The organism is Stenotrophomonas sp. (genome assembly GCF_036662295.1).
Taxonomy (GTDB): Bacteria; Pseudomonadota; Gammaproteobacteria; order Xanthomonadales; family Xanthomonadaceae; genus Stenotrophomonas.
Genome location: NZ_JAVWXA010000088.1, coordinates 1 through 16,553, shown reverse-complemented (window position 1 = coordinate 16,553; position 16,553 = coordinate 1). Strand labels below are relative to the sequence as shown.

Here is a 16,553-nt window from a genome sequence, read left to right as displayed (position 1 = left end):
GACATCGAGGTGCCGCCCTTGCCGCCGTAATCGGAGGTCCCCAGTTCCGGCGAGGTGGTGCTGCTGGAAATGGCCTGCCAGATGTAACCACCCGGGTTGCCGTCCACGCTGCCGCCACCGCCGGGTGCCGACAGATCCACCGCCGCGCCATAGTTGGAGTAGTAGGTGATGCCGCCGGTGATGCGCGTGGCGCCCACCGCCACCACGTTGTTGCAGTTGGCCGGACGCGCGTTGGAGACGTTGCCGCCCGCGTTGCCCGCCGCCACCACCACCAGCGTGCCGCGCGACACCGCACCGTTGATCGCGGCCTGGTACACCGGATCGCAGGCGCCGCTGCCGCCCAGGCTCATGTTGATGATTTCCGCCGGATTGGCGTTGGCCGGGATGCCCGCCACCGTGCCGCCCGAGGCCCAGGTGATGGCATCGGCGATATCGGCCAGGCTGCCGCCGCACTTGCCCAGCACGCGCACCGGCAGCACCTTGGCCTTGTAGGCGACGCCGGCCATGCCGACGCCGTTGTTGGTCGCTTCGGCCACCGTGCCGGCCACGTGCGTGCCGTGCCAGGAGCTGTCTTCGGCCAGCGAGCCGGTGTAGCACTCGTTGTCGTTCTCCACCCAGTCGCCGTAATCCAGCGCACCCGGCACGCGGGCATCGGTGGGACGGCGCGAGGTCTCCGCGTCGCTGATGAAGTCGTAGCCTTCCAGCAGGTTGCCGCTGAAGTCTTCATGGTCGGGCAGGATGCCGGTATCGATCACCGCCACCACCACGCCCTCGCCCTGCGACACATCCCACGCCGACGGCGCGTTGATGCCGCCGGTGGCGTTGCTGAAGTGCCACTGGTACTGCGCGTAGTACGGGTCGTTGGGGACCAGCTGCTTGGTTTCGGTCGGCTTGGCGCGCAGGTCGGCGCGCTGCATGCGCGCATTGACCACCGCGTATTCCACCGCCGGGTCGGCCTTCAGTTCGGCCAGCACCTTCTGCAGTTCCGCATCGCCCAGCCGGCTCTGCAGGCGGATCAGGTCCGCGCCGATGCCCAGCTTGCGCACCACCTGCGGGCTCAGCGCGCCGGCGCGGACACTGCCGCCGTTGAGGCTGGCGCGCGACAGCGCCGAGTTGACCACGGCCAGCTTGGCCGAGCGGTCCGACGCGGCAGCGGTGCCGGTGCGGTACTTGACGATGATGCCGTTGCTGGTCTGCTGCGCGGCGGTTGCCGGACGCTGCGGTTCCTCGGTACGCGGGCTGGCGGCGAACGCCGAACCGGCGGAGATCGACAGCATCGCGGCTGCCAGCACGTTGATGCGAAGGTTCTGCTTACTGGTCACGTTGAAATCCTCTTCAAGGTCATGGATCAAACGACTGTTCAGGCCAACATTCCATGCGAGATCCCTGGCCGGCCCTGGCCAGGGTTCCCGTGACCCGCCCCCTCAGGCCTTGCATTGCTTGCGGCATGGCCCCTCCGGGCCATGCCTGTGGTGCGCTTACCAGCCGAAGCCGGCGCCCACGCCCACCGAGCTGTCATCGCTGCTGAACGCACCGCCGATGGTCACCGTGGCGCGCTCGCTGAGCGCACGCTGGTAGCCCAGCGACAGCGCCGACTCCCCGCCCTGGTAGCCCACGCCCACGCCGACCCGGTTCTGGGTCCGCACGCCGGCGGCGCTGGTGGCCATGTTGAGCATGGCCGCGCTCATCGCACCCTGGCGGTCGATGCGACGATCCTGGTGACGCAGGCGCTGGTCGATTTCGCCCTTGTAGATGTCGAAGCTGTCGGCCATCGCGCCGAAGCGCTGGTCGGTGTAGCTGTTGGCGGTGGCGATGCCACCGTCCAGCTGGCCTTTGTTGACCGCATCGGTGGCCTGCGTACCGGCGGCCACGTTGGCCACCTGGCGTTCGTTGCCCACGCTGCCCACCGACACCGTATCGGCGCGATCGGCGACCGAGCCCTGGCCGAGGGCGACCGAGTTGGCTGCGGTGGCCGAGGCCCCCTGGCCGATCGCCGTGGCCGAGGCACCACTGGCCACCGCGCCCTCACCCATGGCCACCGCGTTGACGGCGGTGGGCGCGGCCGGTGCCGGTGCGCTGACCACCTGCGCGCTGCCGGCGCTGGCGGCGGTCGGGGTGCCCTGCACGCTGGCCGTGCTGGCCGTGCTGGCGGTGTCATCCACGCGGGCCACCGACGCGCTGGCCGCTGCCGCGGTGCGGGTGCGGGCGGTGCTGCCACCGGCCACGCGCTGGTCCAGGTCGCTGACCTTGCGGTCCAGGGCGCCCAGTGCATCGCCGACGTTGTTGTAGGTGGTGCCCTGGATCACGTAGTTGGGCGCCACGAACACCCCCTGCATGCCGACGCTGGCGCCGCCGCCGAGGAAGCTGGCGGCATCGGACAGCGACTGGAACAACTGGCCACCGTTGATGGCCTGGCGGCTGCCCGAGGCGATCGTGCCGCTGCCCACGTTGTCCAGCACCGTGCCCTGCACGCCGGACAGGGTGACCTTGTCGCGGCTGGCATCGTCGTAGCTGAGCGCGTTGGCGGTGACGTTCTCGACCGAGCCGATCCGCTCGTCGATGTCGCCCACGCGGGTTTCCACCGCGCCGACCCGCTGGTTGGTGGTGTTGAGCTGGCCACCGGTGACCGCATCGGTGCTGCCGGCGGCGATGCGACCGGCGCCGACGTTGACGATGCGGCGCGTGGCCGGGCCGTCGGTGCCGTTGCCGCCACCGACCGAGACCACGTTGGCTTCCACCGCACGCGACCCGGCGCCCAGGGCGACCGCCCCGGCACCGGAGACCCCGGCACCGGCGCCGATGGCGATGCTGCCGGCGCCATTGCTGGCGAAGGCGCCATTGCCGATCGCCACGCCGTTGACCGCATTGGTGGAGGCCTGGCGGCCGACCACCGTGCTGTTGTCACCGCGTGCCGATGCATCGGCGCCCACGGCAGTGGCGCCGGTGGCCGAGGCCACGGCGGCGGTACCCAGCGCGCTGCTGCGGTTGCCACTGGCCGCGGCGGCCGAGCCGGCAGCCAGTGCATCGGTGCCGCTGGCGGTGGCCACGCCGCTGCCGGTGGCCTGGAAGTGCTTGCCGACCGCATCGGCGGTGGCCGCCACGCTGTCCAGCTGCGCCTTGTTCACCGCGTCGTTGGCGTTCACCGCCGCGCCCACGTTGGTGATGCGGCGCGTGGCCGGGCCGGTGGTGCCGTTGCCGCCGCCGACCGACACCACGTTGGCTTCGCTGGTGCGTGCACCGGCACCGAGGGCGACACTGCCGGCGCCACTGGCCGACGCGCTCTTGCCCAGCGCGGTGGCGTTGGCGCCGCCGTAGGCATAGCTGTCCTGGCCGATGGCGGTGGAACCGGCCGAGGTGGCCCAGGCCAGCTGGCCGACCGCGGTGGTCTGGGCGGCCGTGGCCCACGCGTTGGAACCGGCGGCGATGCTGTTGGCGCCGCTGGCCTGGGAGGCATAGCCGATGGCGTTGGCATACGCCCCCGAGGCGGCGCTGCCCCAGCCGAAGGCGGACGCGTAGTCGCCACTGGCTGCCGCACCGTAGCCGAGCGCGGTGGTGCGCACGCCGCTGGCGGCACTGAAGGCACCCACGGCGGTGCTGTAGTCGCTGCCGGCTTCGGCGCTGTAGCCGAACGCGGACGACTGCAACCCCGCCGAAGTGGCGCCGGCGCCGCTGGCGGTGCTGAACACCCCGGTCGCCTGCGCACCGGCACCCAGCGCGGTGGCGCCGGTGCCGCTGGCGCTGGTGGCCTTGTCCAGGATCACGTTGCCGTTGGCGTCTTCGTAGTACAGCGCGCCGCCGATGGCGGTGGCCGAATCGGCGGTGGCCGAGGCGTTGAAGCCGGACGCCGACGCGTTGCGGCCCGACGCCAGCGCGCCGCTGCCGTAGGCCGAGGCCCCGGTGCCGAACGCATTGGCCGCTTCGCCGGCGGCGGTGGCGTAGGCACCATCGACGTAGGCACCGACGTCATCGCCGTTGCCGCTGCCGGACGCCTTGAACTGGCGGTTGGTCTGCTCGGCCACCTCGGCGACGGCGCTCAACTGGTTGACGTTGACCGCATCGGTGCCTTCGGTACCGTCGGCGACGTTGGTGATCTGCCGCTGCGCCGTGGCCGTACCCACCGACACCGTGTTGTCACGCTCGGCCGACGAGCCGGCGCCCAGGGCCACGCTGTTGACGCCCTCGGCGCTGGCATTGGCGCCCAGCGCGGTGGTGTTGGCCGCATCGGCCCACGAGTTCCAGCCGATCGCGGTGGCGTAGTCGTCGGTGGCCCACGCGCCGGCACCGAAGGCCGCCGCGCCGGTGCCGCTGGCGCGGGCCGGGATCAGGCCAAAGAACGTCGAGCCGCCGATGGCCACGCTTTCATCGCCGGTGGCTTCGCTGGATTCGCCGAGCGCAACCGCGCTGGCGCCCGAGGCCGTGGCCGAGGTGCCGACCGCAGTGGCCAGCGTGTTGGAAGCGATCGCCCCGTAACCCAGCGCGTTGGACAGGCGGCCACTGGCTTCGCTGTAGCTGCCGAAGGCCGAGGCACCGGCATCGGAGGCACTGCTGCGGAAACCGTTGGCGGTGGCCTGCTGGCCGCTGGCGGTGGATTCGAAACCGTTGGCGGTGGCATAGGCGCCGCTGGCGATGGCACCGCCACCGACCGCACTGGCACCGATCTCGCTGGCGCTGGCATTGGTGCCCAGCGCGGTGCTGTTCTCGCCGGTGGCCTGTGCATTGCTGCCCACCGCCGCCGCGCCCTCGCCGGTGGCCAGCGCGTCGGTGCCCACGGCGGTGGCGTTGCCGGCCAGCGCATTGGCGCCGGCGCCCAGCGCGGTGGCGCCGTTGCCGATCGCATTGGCCGCTTCACCGGCGGCCAGGGCGTCATCGCCCTCCACATACGCGCCGGCGTCGCTGGCCTCGCTGCCGCTGGCCTGGAAGTACTTGCTGGTGGCTTCGCCTGCCGCGGCCACGGCGTTCAACTGGTCCAGGTTGACCGCGTCGGTGCCTTCGGTGCCGGCGGCCACGTTGGTGATCTGGCGCTGCGCGTCGGCACTGCCGACCGACACGCTGTTGTCGCGGTCGGCGATGGAATCGGCACCGAGGGCAACGCTGTTCTCGCCACTGGAGGTGGCGGCATTGCCCAGCGCGGTGCTGTTCAGGCCCGGCGACCATGCCCCGCCACCGACGGCGGTGGAGTAGTTGCCCGAGGCTTCGGTGGGCAGCAGGCCGAACAAGGAACCGCCGACGGCCACGCTGTTGGTGCCGCTGGCCAGGCTGCCCTGGCCGGTGGCGGTGCTGTAGGCACCGGAGGCTTCGGCATCGCCGCCCACGGCGACGCTGTTGGAGCCGGTGGCCTGGGCGAAGCTGCCCAGCGCGGTGGCGTTGAAGGCACTGGCCACGGCCAGCCCACCGATCGCGGTGGTGTAGCCGGCGGTGGCTTCGGCACCGAAGCCATAGCCGGCCGACAGGGTGCCGCTGACCACGCTTTCGGCGCCCACGGCGGTGGCGCCCTGGCCGCTGGCGGTGCTGTAGTAACCCAGCGCGACCGACTCCTCGCCGGCCGCTTCGGACAATGCGCCGCCGGCCAGGCTGCCGGCACCGGAGGCGACGCTGGCCGCACCGGTGGCGGTGCTCTGCTCGCCACTGGCCTCGCTTTCGGCACCGGTGGCGGTGGCGTACTCGGCGCTGGCCTGGGCATTGGCGCCCACCGCGATCGCATTGGCGCCGCTGGCCAGTGCATTGAAGCCCAGTGCACTGGCGTTGTCGGCCAGCGCAAAGGCACCGCTGCCCAGCGCGGTGGCACCGCTGCCGGCGGCGAAGCTGGCCGAGCCCACGGCGGTGGCGTAGTCGCCATCGGTGGCGGCATCGGCACCGGCGGCCACGCTCTGGTCACCGCCGGCCACGGCCACGCCGTCGCCGCTGGCCTGGAACTGCGCGGTGGCGTCGGTGAGCTGGTCCAGGTTCACCGCATCGGTGCCCTCGGTGCCGGCGGCGACGTTGGTGATCTGGCGCTGGCGGGTCTGACTGCCCACCGACACCGTGTCCGCACGGTCGGCCACTGCGCCTGCGCCCAGCGCGACCGCATTGGAGGCGCTGGCATTGCTGCCGGCGCCGATGCCGATCGCGCTTTCGCCGCCGGCCACCACGTTGGTGCCGATGGCGATGCTGTTGATGCTGTTGCCCAGCGCCTGGAAGCCCACGGCCACGCTGTTGTCGCCGTAGCCGAAGGCGCCGCGGCCGAGCGCGGTGGCGCTGCTGCCACGGGCCCAGCTGTTGTAGCCGATGGAGGTGGAACCGGTGCCGCTGGCCCACGCCGACTGGCCCACGGCCGTGCCGTTGGCCGCCGTCGCCCAGGCGCTGGCACCGTAGGCGGTGGCGCCGTCTTCGGTGGCCCACGCATAGGCACCGGTCGCGGTGGTTTCCTCACCGCTGGCGAAGGCGTTGTCGCCCTGGGCCACGCTGTAGTCGCCGGTGGCGCGCGCCTTGAAGCCGGCGGCCAGGCTGTTGCTGCCGGTGGCCTGTGCGCCATTGCCGAACGCATTGCTGGTGGTGCCGGTGGCCAGCGCGCCGGCGCCCACGGCCACCGAGTCCTGCGCGGCGGTGGTGCCCACCGTCACGGCATTGCCGTCGGCATCCACCAGCGGCTGGTTGAACTCGTCGTAGGCCTGGCCGAGGCCGCCGATGGCGACGCTGCCGTTGCCATTGGCACTGACGTTGCGGCCCACGGCCACGCTGTCATCGCCCAGTGCATTGGCGCCGTTGCCCAGCGCGGCGGCGCCGGCGCCGATGGCGTTGCTGGCCTCGCCCGCAGCCAGGGCACCGTCGCCCTCGGCGAAGGCGCCGACGTCGCTGCCGTCGGCGGCGTTGGCCTTGAAGCGGTTGGCGGTGACGTTGGCCACCTGCGCCACGCCGTCCAGCTGCGCCTTGTTGACCGCGTCGGTGGCTTCGGTGCCGGCGGCCACATGAGTGACCTGGCGCTCGTTGCCGACATCGCCCACCGAGACCGTGTTGGCGCGGGTGGCGGTGGAGTTGGCGCCCAGGGCGACGCTGTTGGCGCCGCGCGCGGTGGCATAGAAGCCGACGGCGGTGCTGAGCTCGCCGCTGGCCCAGGTTTCCGCGCCCAGCGCGGTGGCGCCCTCGCCCGGGGCATAGGCGAAGTAGCCCACGGCGGTGGCTTCGGTGCCGGAGGCTTCGGTCAGGGTGCCGTTGGCGGTGGCGTAGTCACCGCTGGCGATGGCGCCGGCGCCCACGGCCGTGGCCGCTTCGCCGCTGGCCTGGGTCTGCACGAAGAAGCCCAGGCCCGGCAGCAGGTCGGCCGGGCCGCCGATGGCGGTGCTGCTGTTGCCGGTGGCCACGCTCTGGGTGCCAACGGCGGTGGAGTAGTCGCCGATGGCGTTGGAGACCGCGCCGAACGCGGAGGACTGCGCGCCGCCGGCATAGGCGCCGACGCCGTAGGAGGACGAGGCAAAGCCGGCCGCTTCGGCGCTGGCACCGACCGCGGTGCCGCCGACGCCGGCGCTGGTGGCGCCGGTATCCACCGGCACGCCGCCATTGGTGATCAGCGGGTTGCCGTCGGCATCCACCGCGGCACCGCCGACAGCGACGCTGCCCGGGCCGGTGGCCTGCGCGTTGTTGCCGAAGGCGGCACTGTTCTGGCCGCTGGCCACGGCGTTGAAGCCGACCGCGGTGGCGTTCTGCGCGAAGGCGCCGGCGCCGCTGCCCAGTGCCGTGGTGCCGTTGCCGATGGCATTGGTGGCTTCGCCGATGGCGGTGGCGTTGTCGCCGTCGACATAGGCACCGGCATCGCTGTCGGCGCTGCCGCTGGCCTGGAAGTACTTGCGGGTGGTGGCGGCGACGTCGCCCACTTCATCCAGCTGCGCCTTGTTCACCGCATCGTTGGCTTCGGTGCCGTCGGCCACGTTGGTGATCTGTCGACGCAGCCCGTTCTCGCCGTTGCCCACCGACACCGTGTCCACGCGATCGGCGTAGGAGCCGGCGCCAAGCGCCACGCTGCCCACCGCGACCGCGGCGGAATTGGCGCCCAGTGCGGCGCTGAAATCGGCCACGGCCACGCTGAACGCGCCGACCGCGATCGAGGCTTCGCCACCGCTGCCCGCACCGCGGCCCAGCGAGGTGCTGCCGGCACCGATGGCCAGTGCACCGCCACCGACCGCGGTCGCGCCATCGGCGCTGGCTTCGGCCAGGCCACCGATCGCGGTGGCCGCACCGTTCTCACTGGCGGCCACTGCCGAGGCGCCCAGCGCCACATCGCCCAGGCCGAAGGCGGCTGCGCTCTGGCCCACGGCGGTGCTGGCATCGCCCAGCGCCAAGGCGTTCTGGCCGAAGGCGCTGCCGCCCAGCCCGACCGCGATCGCGTTGCTGCCTACCGCGGTGGTGGCATTGGCCAGCGCCTGGCTGCCCTGGCCGATGGCGCTGGCGCCATCGCCGTCGGCGTTGGCACCGGCACCGGCAGCCAGCGCGCCGTCACCGTCGATCGTGGCCGCGTCGCTGTTGTTGCCTGCGCCATCGGCCTTGAAATAGCGGGTCGCGTTTTCAGCGGCGACGGCCACCTTGTCCAGCTGTCCCTTGTTCACCGCATCGGTGGCGGCCGTGCCGGCGGCCACGTTGGTGACCTGGCGCTCCCTGCCGGCATCGCCTACCGACACGCTGTTGGCCCGGGTGGCCTTGGAGCCGGCGCCGAGCGCCACGCTGTTGGCCGCCGAGGCGGTGCTGTTGCTGCCGATCGCCACCGCGTTGGCGCCCGAGGCGGTGGCGTTGCCATCCACCACGCAGCTGTCGATCACGCTGCTGTTGAGCACCACGCAGTTGGCATTGCCGCCCACTTCCACCGACTGCGCCTGGGCAACCGGGGCGACCGCGCCCATGCCCAATCCCAGTGTCAACGCGATGGCGGCCGACAGCAGCGAGGGGCCGCGCGTGTCGGAGGATCGTCGCTGGTCGATGACCACGCCGGCGGACTGGCTGCTGGCCAATTCCGAGGCGACAACCATCTGCCCCAGTGCTTTGTTCCAGACCTTGCGATAAATCCGATTCATCGATGCGACTCCTGAGTGGGCTGGTTTAGGCAAAGCGACGCCAACGCCGGACCCGTTGGTCCAACGTCCCCTGGGGGCGTTTTCTCGCTTGATTTACTGCGTGGTGCCGAATGGCGTGAAACGGAGGTACAGCCGACGCGCCATCCCTGCGGTTACTGTGGAACTGAACACTTTCCAAATGAGCAATCAGTGTTAACGCACCGTACCGGCAACGTCAAGACTTTGACTTCGAAAAACTCGCGACCGCCAATTGCGTCACAAAACTGACGGAAAACACGCACATTTCGTTAGATTCATGTGAGCAATCGTCATCACGCGTTTTCACCTTGAAACGCGATGTAACTCCTTGCTGCCGATGACTTTCTGTCGCGCACAAAAAAAAACCGCCAGCAGAACTGGCGGTTTCTTCACGCGATTTTCATCGCATCGGCATCAACAACGTGAATACGATCAGCCGCACCATACGCGTGCGTTGCGGAACATTCGCAGCCACGGCGAATCGCCCTGCCACTCACGCGGGCGCCAACTCAGGTTGAGTGCGCGCGGGGTGCGTTCGGGATGCGGCATCATGATCGTGACCCGGCCATCGGTGCTGGTCAGGCCGGTGATGCCGTCCGGCGACCCGTTCGGGTTGAGCGGGTACTGGGTGGCCACGTTGCCGTCGCCATCCACGTAGCGCAGGGCCACGCGCGCGGCGGCCTGGTCCACGGCGCTGGCGAACACCGCCTGGCCTTCGCCATGCGCCACCGCCACCGGCAGGCGCGAACCGGCCATGCCGCGCAGCAGGATCGACGGCGATTCCACTACTTCCAGCAGCGCGGTGCGGGCTTCAAACTGCTCGCTGCGGTTGCGGCGGAACTGCGGCCAGTGCTCGGCACCGGGGATGATGTCCTTGAGCTGGCTCATCATCTGGCAGCCGTTGCACACGCCCAGGGCGAAGCTGTCGTCACGGGCGAAGAAGGCGGCGAAGGCATCGCGCAGCGCGCTGCGCTCCAGCACCGAGGTGGCCCAGCCGCGGCCGGCACCCAGCACGTCCCCGTAGCTGAAGCCGCCGCAGGCGACCAGGCCGCTGAAGTCGGCCAGCGCGACGCGCCCGTCGATCAGGTCGCTCATGTGCACGTCGAACGCGCTGAAGCCGGCGCGCTCGAAGATGTTGGCCATTTCGATCTGGCCATTCACGCCCTGCTCGCGCAGCACCGCCACGCGCGGGCGCGCACCGGTGTTGATGAACGGCATGGCCACGTCTTCGTTGAGATCGAAGCTGAGCTTGGGCTTGAGGCCCGGCGCGTTGAAGTTGCGCGCGATCGCACGCTCCTGGTCGGCGTTGTCGGGGTTGTCGCGCAGCTTCTGCATCGCATGGGTGACCGACCACCAGGCATCGAACAGCGCTTCCCAGCGCCATTCCACCAGGCTCTCGCCCTGCAGCGACACGCGCACCACCGGTGCGGTGGTCGGGCGGGCGATGCGCTGGGCGCATTCGGTCAGCGCATGCCGCTCGACCAGGTCGGCGAAGGCGGCACGGTCTTCCCGGGCGATCTGCACCACCGCGCCGAGTTCTTCATTGAACAGGCTGCGGAACGGGTCATCGCCCCATGCATCCAGGGTGATGTCCAGGCCCAGGCGCGAGGCGAAGGCCATCTCGCACAGGGCGGCAAACGCGCCGCCGTCGCTGCGGTCGTGGTAGGCCAGCAACAGGCCGGCCTGGCGTGCATCGCGGATGAGCTCGAAGAACGCGCGCAGGCGCTGCGCGTCGTCCAGGTCCGGCACGGCGCCGGCAAAGGCCGGCAACGCGCTGTGGTCGGCGTGCACCTGGGCCAGGATCGAGCCGCCCAGGCGCTGCTTGCCGGCACCCAGGCCGATCAGCCACAGCTCGCTGTCGGTGTCGCGGTCCAGCAGCGGGGTGAGCTGGCCACGCGCATCGGCCACCGGGGCGAATGCGGAGATCACCAGCGAGACCGGCGAGACCGACTTGTGCGCCTGGCCATCGGCCTGCCACTGGGCCTGCATGGACAGCGAGTCCTTGCCCACCGGGATGCTCAGGTCCAGCTGCGGGCACAGGGCCATGCCCACCGCGCGCACCGCGTCGTACAGCAGCGCGTCTTCACCGTCATGGCCGGCCGCGGCCATCCAGTTGGCCGACAGCTTCACCGTCTCCAGCGCGTCCACCGGGGCCGCGCACAGGTTGGTGATCGCCTCGCCCACGGCCATGCGCGCCGAGGCGGCGGCATCGAGCAGGGCCAGCGGGGTGCGCTCGCCGATCGCCATGGCCTCACCGGCCACCGTATCGAAACCGGCCAGGGTGATGGCCACGTCGGCCAGCGGCAGCTGCCACGGGCCGATCATCTGCTCGCGTGCGGTCAGCCCGCCCACGCTGCGGTCGCCGATGGTGACCAGGAAGTTCTTGGACGCCACCGACGGGTGGGCCAGCACGCGCAGGCCAGCCTCGTGCAGGTCCAGCCCGGCGGTCTTCAGCGCCGGCCAGCGCGGGGCCGGCGGATGCGCGGTGTCGCGGTGCATCTTCGGCGCCTTGCCGAACAGCACGTCCATCGGCAGGTCGATCGGGGCATCGGCGGGGATGTTGCCTTCGGTCGCGCCATAGGCGACCACCAGGCGTTCCTCGGCGGTGGCCACGCCGACGGCGGCGAACGGGCAGCGCTCGCGCGCGCACAGGGCGGCGAACTCGGCCAGGCGCGCCTGCGGCACGCCAAGCACGTAACGCTCCTGCGACTCGTTGCACCACAACTGCATCGGCGACAGCGACGGGTCGTCGGTGGGCACCTTGCCCAGGTCGATCACCCCGCCCACGCCGGAGTCGTGCAGCAGCTCGGGAATGGCATTGGACAGGCCACCGGCGCCCACGTCGTGGAACCAGCGGATCGGGTTGTCGGTGCCCAGCGCGACGCAGCGGTCGATCACTTCCTGGCAGCGGCGCTCCATTTCCGGGTTGTCGCGCTGCACGCTGGCAAAGTCGAGGTCTTCGGCGCTCTCACCGGAGGCCACCGAACTGGCGGCACCGCCGCCCAGCCCGATCAGCATCGCCGGGCCACCCAGCACGATCACCGCATCGCCGGGCTGCAGGGTCAGCTTCTCGACCTGGTTCTGGTCGATCGCCCCCAGGCCGCCGGCCAGCATGATCGGCTTGTCGTAGGCACGGGTCAGGCCCGGGCCTTCGGGCAGCTCGAAACTGCGGAAGTAGCCCAGCAGGTTGGGGCGGCCGAACTCGTTGTTGAACGCGGCACCGCCCAGCGGGCCATCCAGCATGATGTCCAGCGCCGGGGCCATGCGCGGGTTGAGCGCGCGCGGCGCTTCCCACGGCTGCGGCAACGTGGGGATGCGCAGGTGCGAGACCGAGAAACCGGTCAGGCCGGCCTTGGGCTTGCCACCGCGGCCGGTCGCGCCTTCATCGCGGATTTCACCGCCCGCACCGGTGGACGCACCCGGGAACGGGGCGATCGCGGTGGGATGGTTGTGGGTTTCCACCTTGATGCAGAACGCCGAGTCCACCACCGCTTCGCTGCGGTACTCGCCGCTGGCCGGATCCGGGCGGTAACGCGCGGCCGGGAAGCCGGCCACCACCGCCGCGTTGTCGCTGTAGGCGCTCAACGTGTGCTGCGGCGTCTGCTGGTGGGTGTTCTTGATCATCCGGAACAGCGAATGCGGCTGGTCGGCGCCGTCGATGGTCCAGCTGGCGTTGAAGATCTTGTGCCGGCAGTGCTCCGAATTGGCCTGCGCGAACATCATCAGTTCCATGTCCGACGGCTCCCGGCCCAGTTCGCCGAAGCGCTGGCGCAGGTAGTCGATCTCGTCCTGGGCCATGGCCAGTCCCAGGCGGCGGTTGGCCGCTTCCAGGTCGTCCAGCGCGATGCGTTCCAGCTCGCCGCGGGCCGGCGTGGTGAACAGCGCCTGGGCCTGCCCGGCGCTATCCAGCACCGACTGGGTCATCGGGTCGTGCAGCGCGCGCGCCACCGCCTCGCGCTGGGCCGCATCGGCCGGCCAGCCGGCCAGGTCGATGCGCAGGCCGCGCTCGACCCGACGGATCGGCTGCCCGGCACCGCGGACCAGCTCGGTGGCCTTGCTCGACCAGGGCGACAGGGTGCCCAGGCGGGGCACCACGAAGCGCGAGACCGCCCCCGCGTCCTGCCCGGCCAGCGTCGGCTGGGCTTCCAGGATCCGGCTCAGGATCGCCGGGTCCGGGGCGGCATCGCCCTCGGTCTGGATGAAGTAGACATGCCAGGCACCGGTGATGCGCAGATCGGCGGCCAGGGACTGCAGGCGGGATTCAAGACGTTCGCGGCGGAACGGCGAAAGGGCGGATGCGCCCTCGAGGACCATCATGTCCGGGGAACCGTGGTTGGGAACGGGGCCCACCATTGTACCGAAGTCGGCCGCCGGGGCTTGGCGGGCGGTCACTGCCGGGGCGGCGTCTTCACAGCCGAACCTTGCGCTGGCTCACGGATTGAGCGGCCAATGCATGACAACGTTGTCCTCGCCTGCCGGACCCTCTCACCGGCCAGGCCCCTGTCCGCCCCCACTGCTGTTGCCGGCCTCTCCCCGGCGCCCGGACCTGCTGCACGCGGGCCGCCCCACCCGGCGGCCCGCGCCCATCACTAGATCGGAGTACGACCATGCCTGACCCGATGATGCGCAGTGCGGTGACATCGATATCCCCCGTCCACCCGGCCCGCCACCGACGCTGGCTGCTGGCCCTGGCCCTGTCCCTGGCCGCGGCGGCCACCACCGCCCCAAGCCTGGCGCTGGCCGCCAACTGTACCGGCGCGCCGGAGTGGAACCCGGCGGTGATCTACCTGGCCGGCACCACCCTGCAGAAAAGCGGCGTGCTGTACCGGGCCAACCAGGACATCTGGAACGCCCCGCCCGACCACCCGGCCGGCGCGCCCTACTACACCAACCTCGGCGCCTGCGACGGCGGTGGCAGCAACCAGCCGCCCAGCGTCAGCCTGACCTCCCCGGCCGCCGGGGCCAGCTTTGCCGCCGGCAGCAGCATCACCGTCAGTGCCAATGCCAGCGACAGCGACGGCACCGTCAGCAAGGTCGAGTTCTTCCGCGGCGGCACCTCGCTGGGCATCGACACCAGCGCGCCCTACAGCGTCACCTGGGCCAACGCCTCGGCCGGCAGCCACACCTTCAAGGCGGTGGCCACCGACAACACCAATGCGGTGACCTCCTCGGCCACGGTCAGCGTCACCGTCACCGCCGCCAGCAACGACACCACCCCGCCCAGCGTGCCCGGCGGCCTCACGTCGCCCTCGAAGACGGCCAGCACGGTCAACCTGGCCTGGAGCGCGGCCACCGACAACAGCGGTGGCAGCGGCGTGGCCGGTTATGACGTGTACCGCAACGGCAGCCTGGTCGGCTCGCCCGGCGCCACCCAGTACACCGACGGCGGCCTGACCGCGAGCACGACCTACACCTACACCGTGCGCGCCCGCGACAACGCCGGCAACGCCTCGGCGCGGAGCACCGCGATCAGCGTGACCACCGCGGCCGGTGGCGGCGGTGGCGGCGCCAAGCGGGTGATCGGCTACTTCACCCAGTGGGGCATCTACGGGCGCAACTACCGGGTCCGCAACATCGACACCAGCGGCTCGGCCGCGCGCCTGACCCACATCAACTATGCCTTCGGCAACGTGCGCAACAACCGCTGCGAAGTGGGCGTCACCCAGGCCTCGGACCCCAACACCGGGGTGGGCGGGGATGCGTTCGCCGATTACACCAAGGCCTTCGGTGCCGGCGAGAGCGTCAGCGGCAGCGCCGACACCTGGGACCAGCCCCTGCGCGGCAACTGGAACCAGCTCAAGCAGCTCAAGGCCAAGCATCCCAACGTGAAGGTGCTGATCTCGCTCGGCGGCTGGACCTGGTCGCGCGGCTTCTCCAGCGCGGCGCAACCGGCCAACCGGCAGGCCTTCGTGGCCTCGTGCATCGATGCCTACATCAAGGGCAACCTGCCGGTCACCGACGGGGCCGGCGGCGTGGGCGCGGCGGCGGGCGTGTTCGATGGCATCGACATCGACTGGGAATACCCGGTGGCCTGCGGCCTGAGCTGCGGCACCCCGGCCGACAACGCCAACTACACCGCGCTGCTGGCCGAGTTCCGCCGCCAGCTCGACGCGGTGCGACCGGGGCTGTTGCTGACCGTGGCGGTGGGTGCAGGCATCGACAAGGTGCGCGTCACCGACCCGGCCGCCTACCACCCGTACCTGGACTTCATCAACGTGATGACCTACGACTTCCACGGTGCGTGGGACCCGCAGACCAACCATCACTCGGCGCTGTTCGACTCCCCGGCCGACCCGTCCACGGGCGACCAGAAGCTGTACAACAGCAACGATGCGATGGAGGCCTTCATCAGCCGTGGCGTGCCGGCATCCAAGTTGAACCTGGGCATCGGCTACTACGGGCGGGGCTGGACCGGCGTGGCCAGCGGCAACAACGGCCTGTACAGGAGCGCCGGCGGCGCGGCCCCGGGTACCTACGAGGCGGGCATCGAAGACTGGAAGGTGCTCAAGAACCTGGCGTGGCCGGGCTACACCGACAGCGTGGCCAAGGCCACCTGGATCTCCAACGGCACCACGTTCTGGAGCTTTGACACCCCGGCGATGGTCACCGAGAAGATGGGCTACGTGAAGGCCCAGGGACTGGGTGGCGCGTTCTTCTGGGAGTTCAGTGGCGATGATGCCCAGGGCACCCTGACCAAGGCGGTGAGCGACGGGCTGAACTGAGCAGTTGCCGGCCCATCGCCGGCCCCGCCCCACAACGACAACGCCCCGGCCTGGCCGGGGCGTTGTTTTTTCAGCGGCTGCCGCCGGCGGTGGTGCGCTCCAGCGCCGCCTTCAGCTGCGCCGGGGGCAGGTAGCCGCCGAGCTGGGTGCCGTCGGCGGCGAAGATCGCCGGCGTGCCGTTGACGCCGATCTGCTGGCCCAGCGTGTACTGCATGGCCACCGGGTTGGTGCAGCTCTTGGCCGGCACCGGCTTGCCGGTCTTGGCCGCGGTCAGCGCCTGCTTGCGATCGGCCGCGCACCACACCGAGATCATGTCGGTGTAGTCCTGGCTGCCCAGGCCCATGCGCGGGAAGGCAAGGTATTCCACGCTGATGCCGTTGCGGTTGAGCTCGGCGATGTCCTGGTGCAGCTTGCGGCAGTAGCCGCACTCGATATCGGTGAACACGCTGACCGTGTACTTGGCGTTGGGCGCGGCAAACACGATGCGCTCGCTGCGCGGCACCTGGGCCAGCAGCTTGTGCCGGTACGCCAGCAGGCCGGCGCTGCTGACCGGGGCCTTGTTCTTGATGTCGAAGGGCTGGGACTGCATCAGGTAGCGGCCGTCGTCGGAGACGTACAGCACCTGGCCACCGGCCAGCACCTCGCGGAAGCCGGCGAACGGGGCCTGGCCGATGTATTCCGGCTTCAGGCTGGCATCCAGGCTCAGCAGCGCGGCGCGCACGGTCTTGTCGGCATCGCCGGGGGCGGCATCGGGCTTGCCCGCGGCGGTTGCGGC

At 70.9% G+C, this 16,553-nt stretch carries 5 protein-coding genes; 1 reads left to right on the top strand and 4 read right to left on the bottom strand.

The features are described from left to right. The 3 genes from RSA25_RS15015 to purL form a co-directional block, all read right to left on the bottom strand. A partial coding sequence (locus RSA25_RS15015) for a S8 family peptidase (RefSeq protein ID WP_332809658.1) occupies positions 1-1,322 on the bottom strand: 1,322 nt, incomplete at its 3' end. A gap of 156 nt (positions 1,323-1,478) precedes the next feature. Next, on the bottom strand, positions 1,479-9,038 hold the full coding sequence (locus RSA25_RS15010) for an ESPR-type extended signal peptide-containing protein (RefSeq protein WP_332809657.1): 7,560 nt from the start codon (positions 9,036-9,038) through the stop codon (positions 1,479-1,481). 450 nt (positions 9,039-9,488) lie between these two features. Beyond that, positions 9,489-13,373 (bottom strand): phosphoribosylformylglycinamidine synthase, encoded by a 3,885-nt coding sequence (purL, locus tag RSA25_RS15005; RefSeq protein ID WP_332809656.1) that lies wholly within the window; start codon positions 13,371-13,373, stop codon positions 9,489-9,491. Between the two features lie 290 nt (positions 13,374-13,663). Between purL and RSA25_RS15000 the strand changes: the two genes are divergently transcribed. Then, positions 13,664-15,778, top strand: a complete 2,115-nt coding sequence (locus tag RSA25_RS15000) for a glycosyl hydrolase family 18 protein (protein WP_332809655.1) — start codon at positions 13,664-13,666, stop codon at positions 15,776-15,778. Positions 15,779-15,848: 70 nt separating this feature from the next. Here the strand turns inward: RSA25_RS15000 and RSA25_RS14995 are convergent. Continuing rightward, a partial coding sequence (locus RSA25_RS14995) for a DsbC family protein (RefSeq protein ID WP_332809654.1) occupies positions 15,849-16,553 on the bottom strand: 705 nt, incomplete at its 5' end.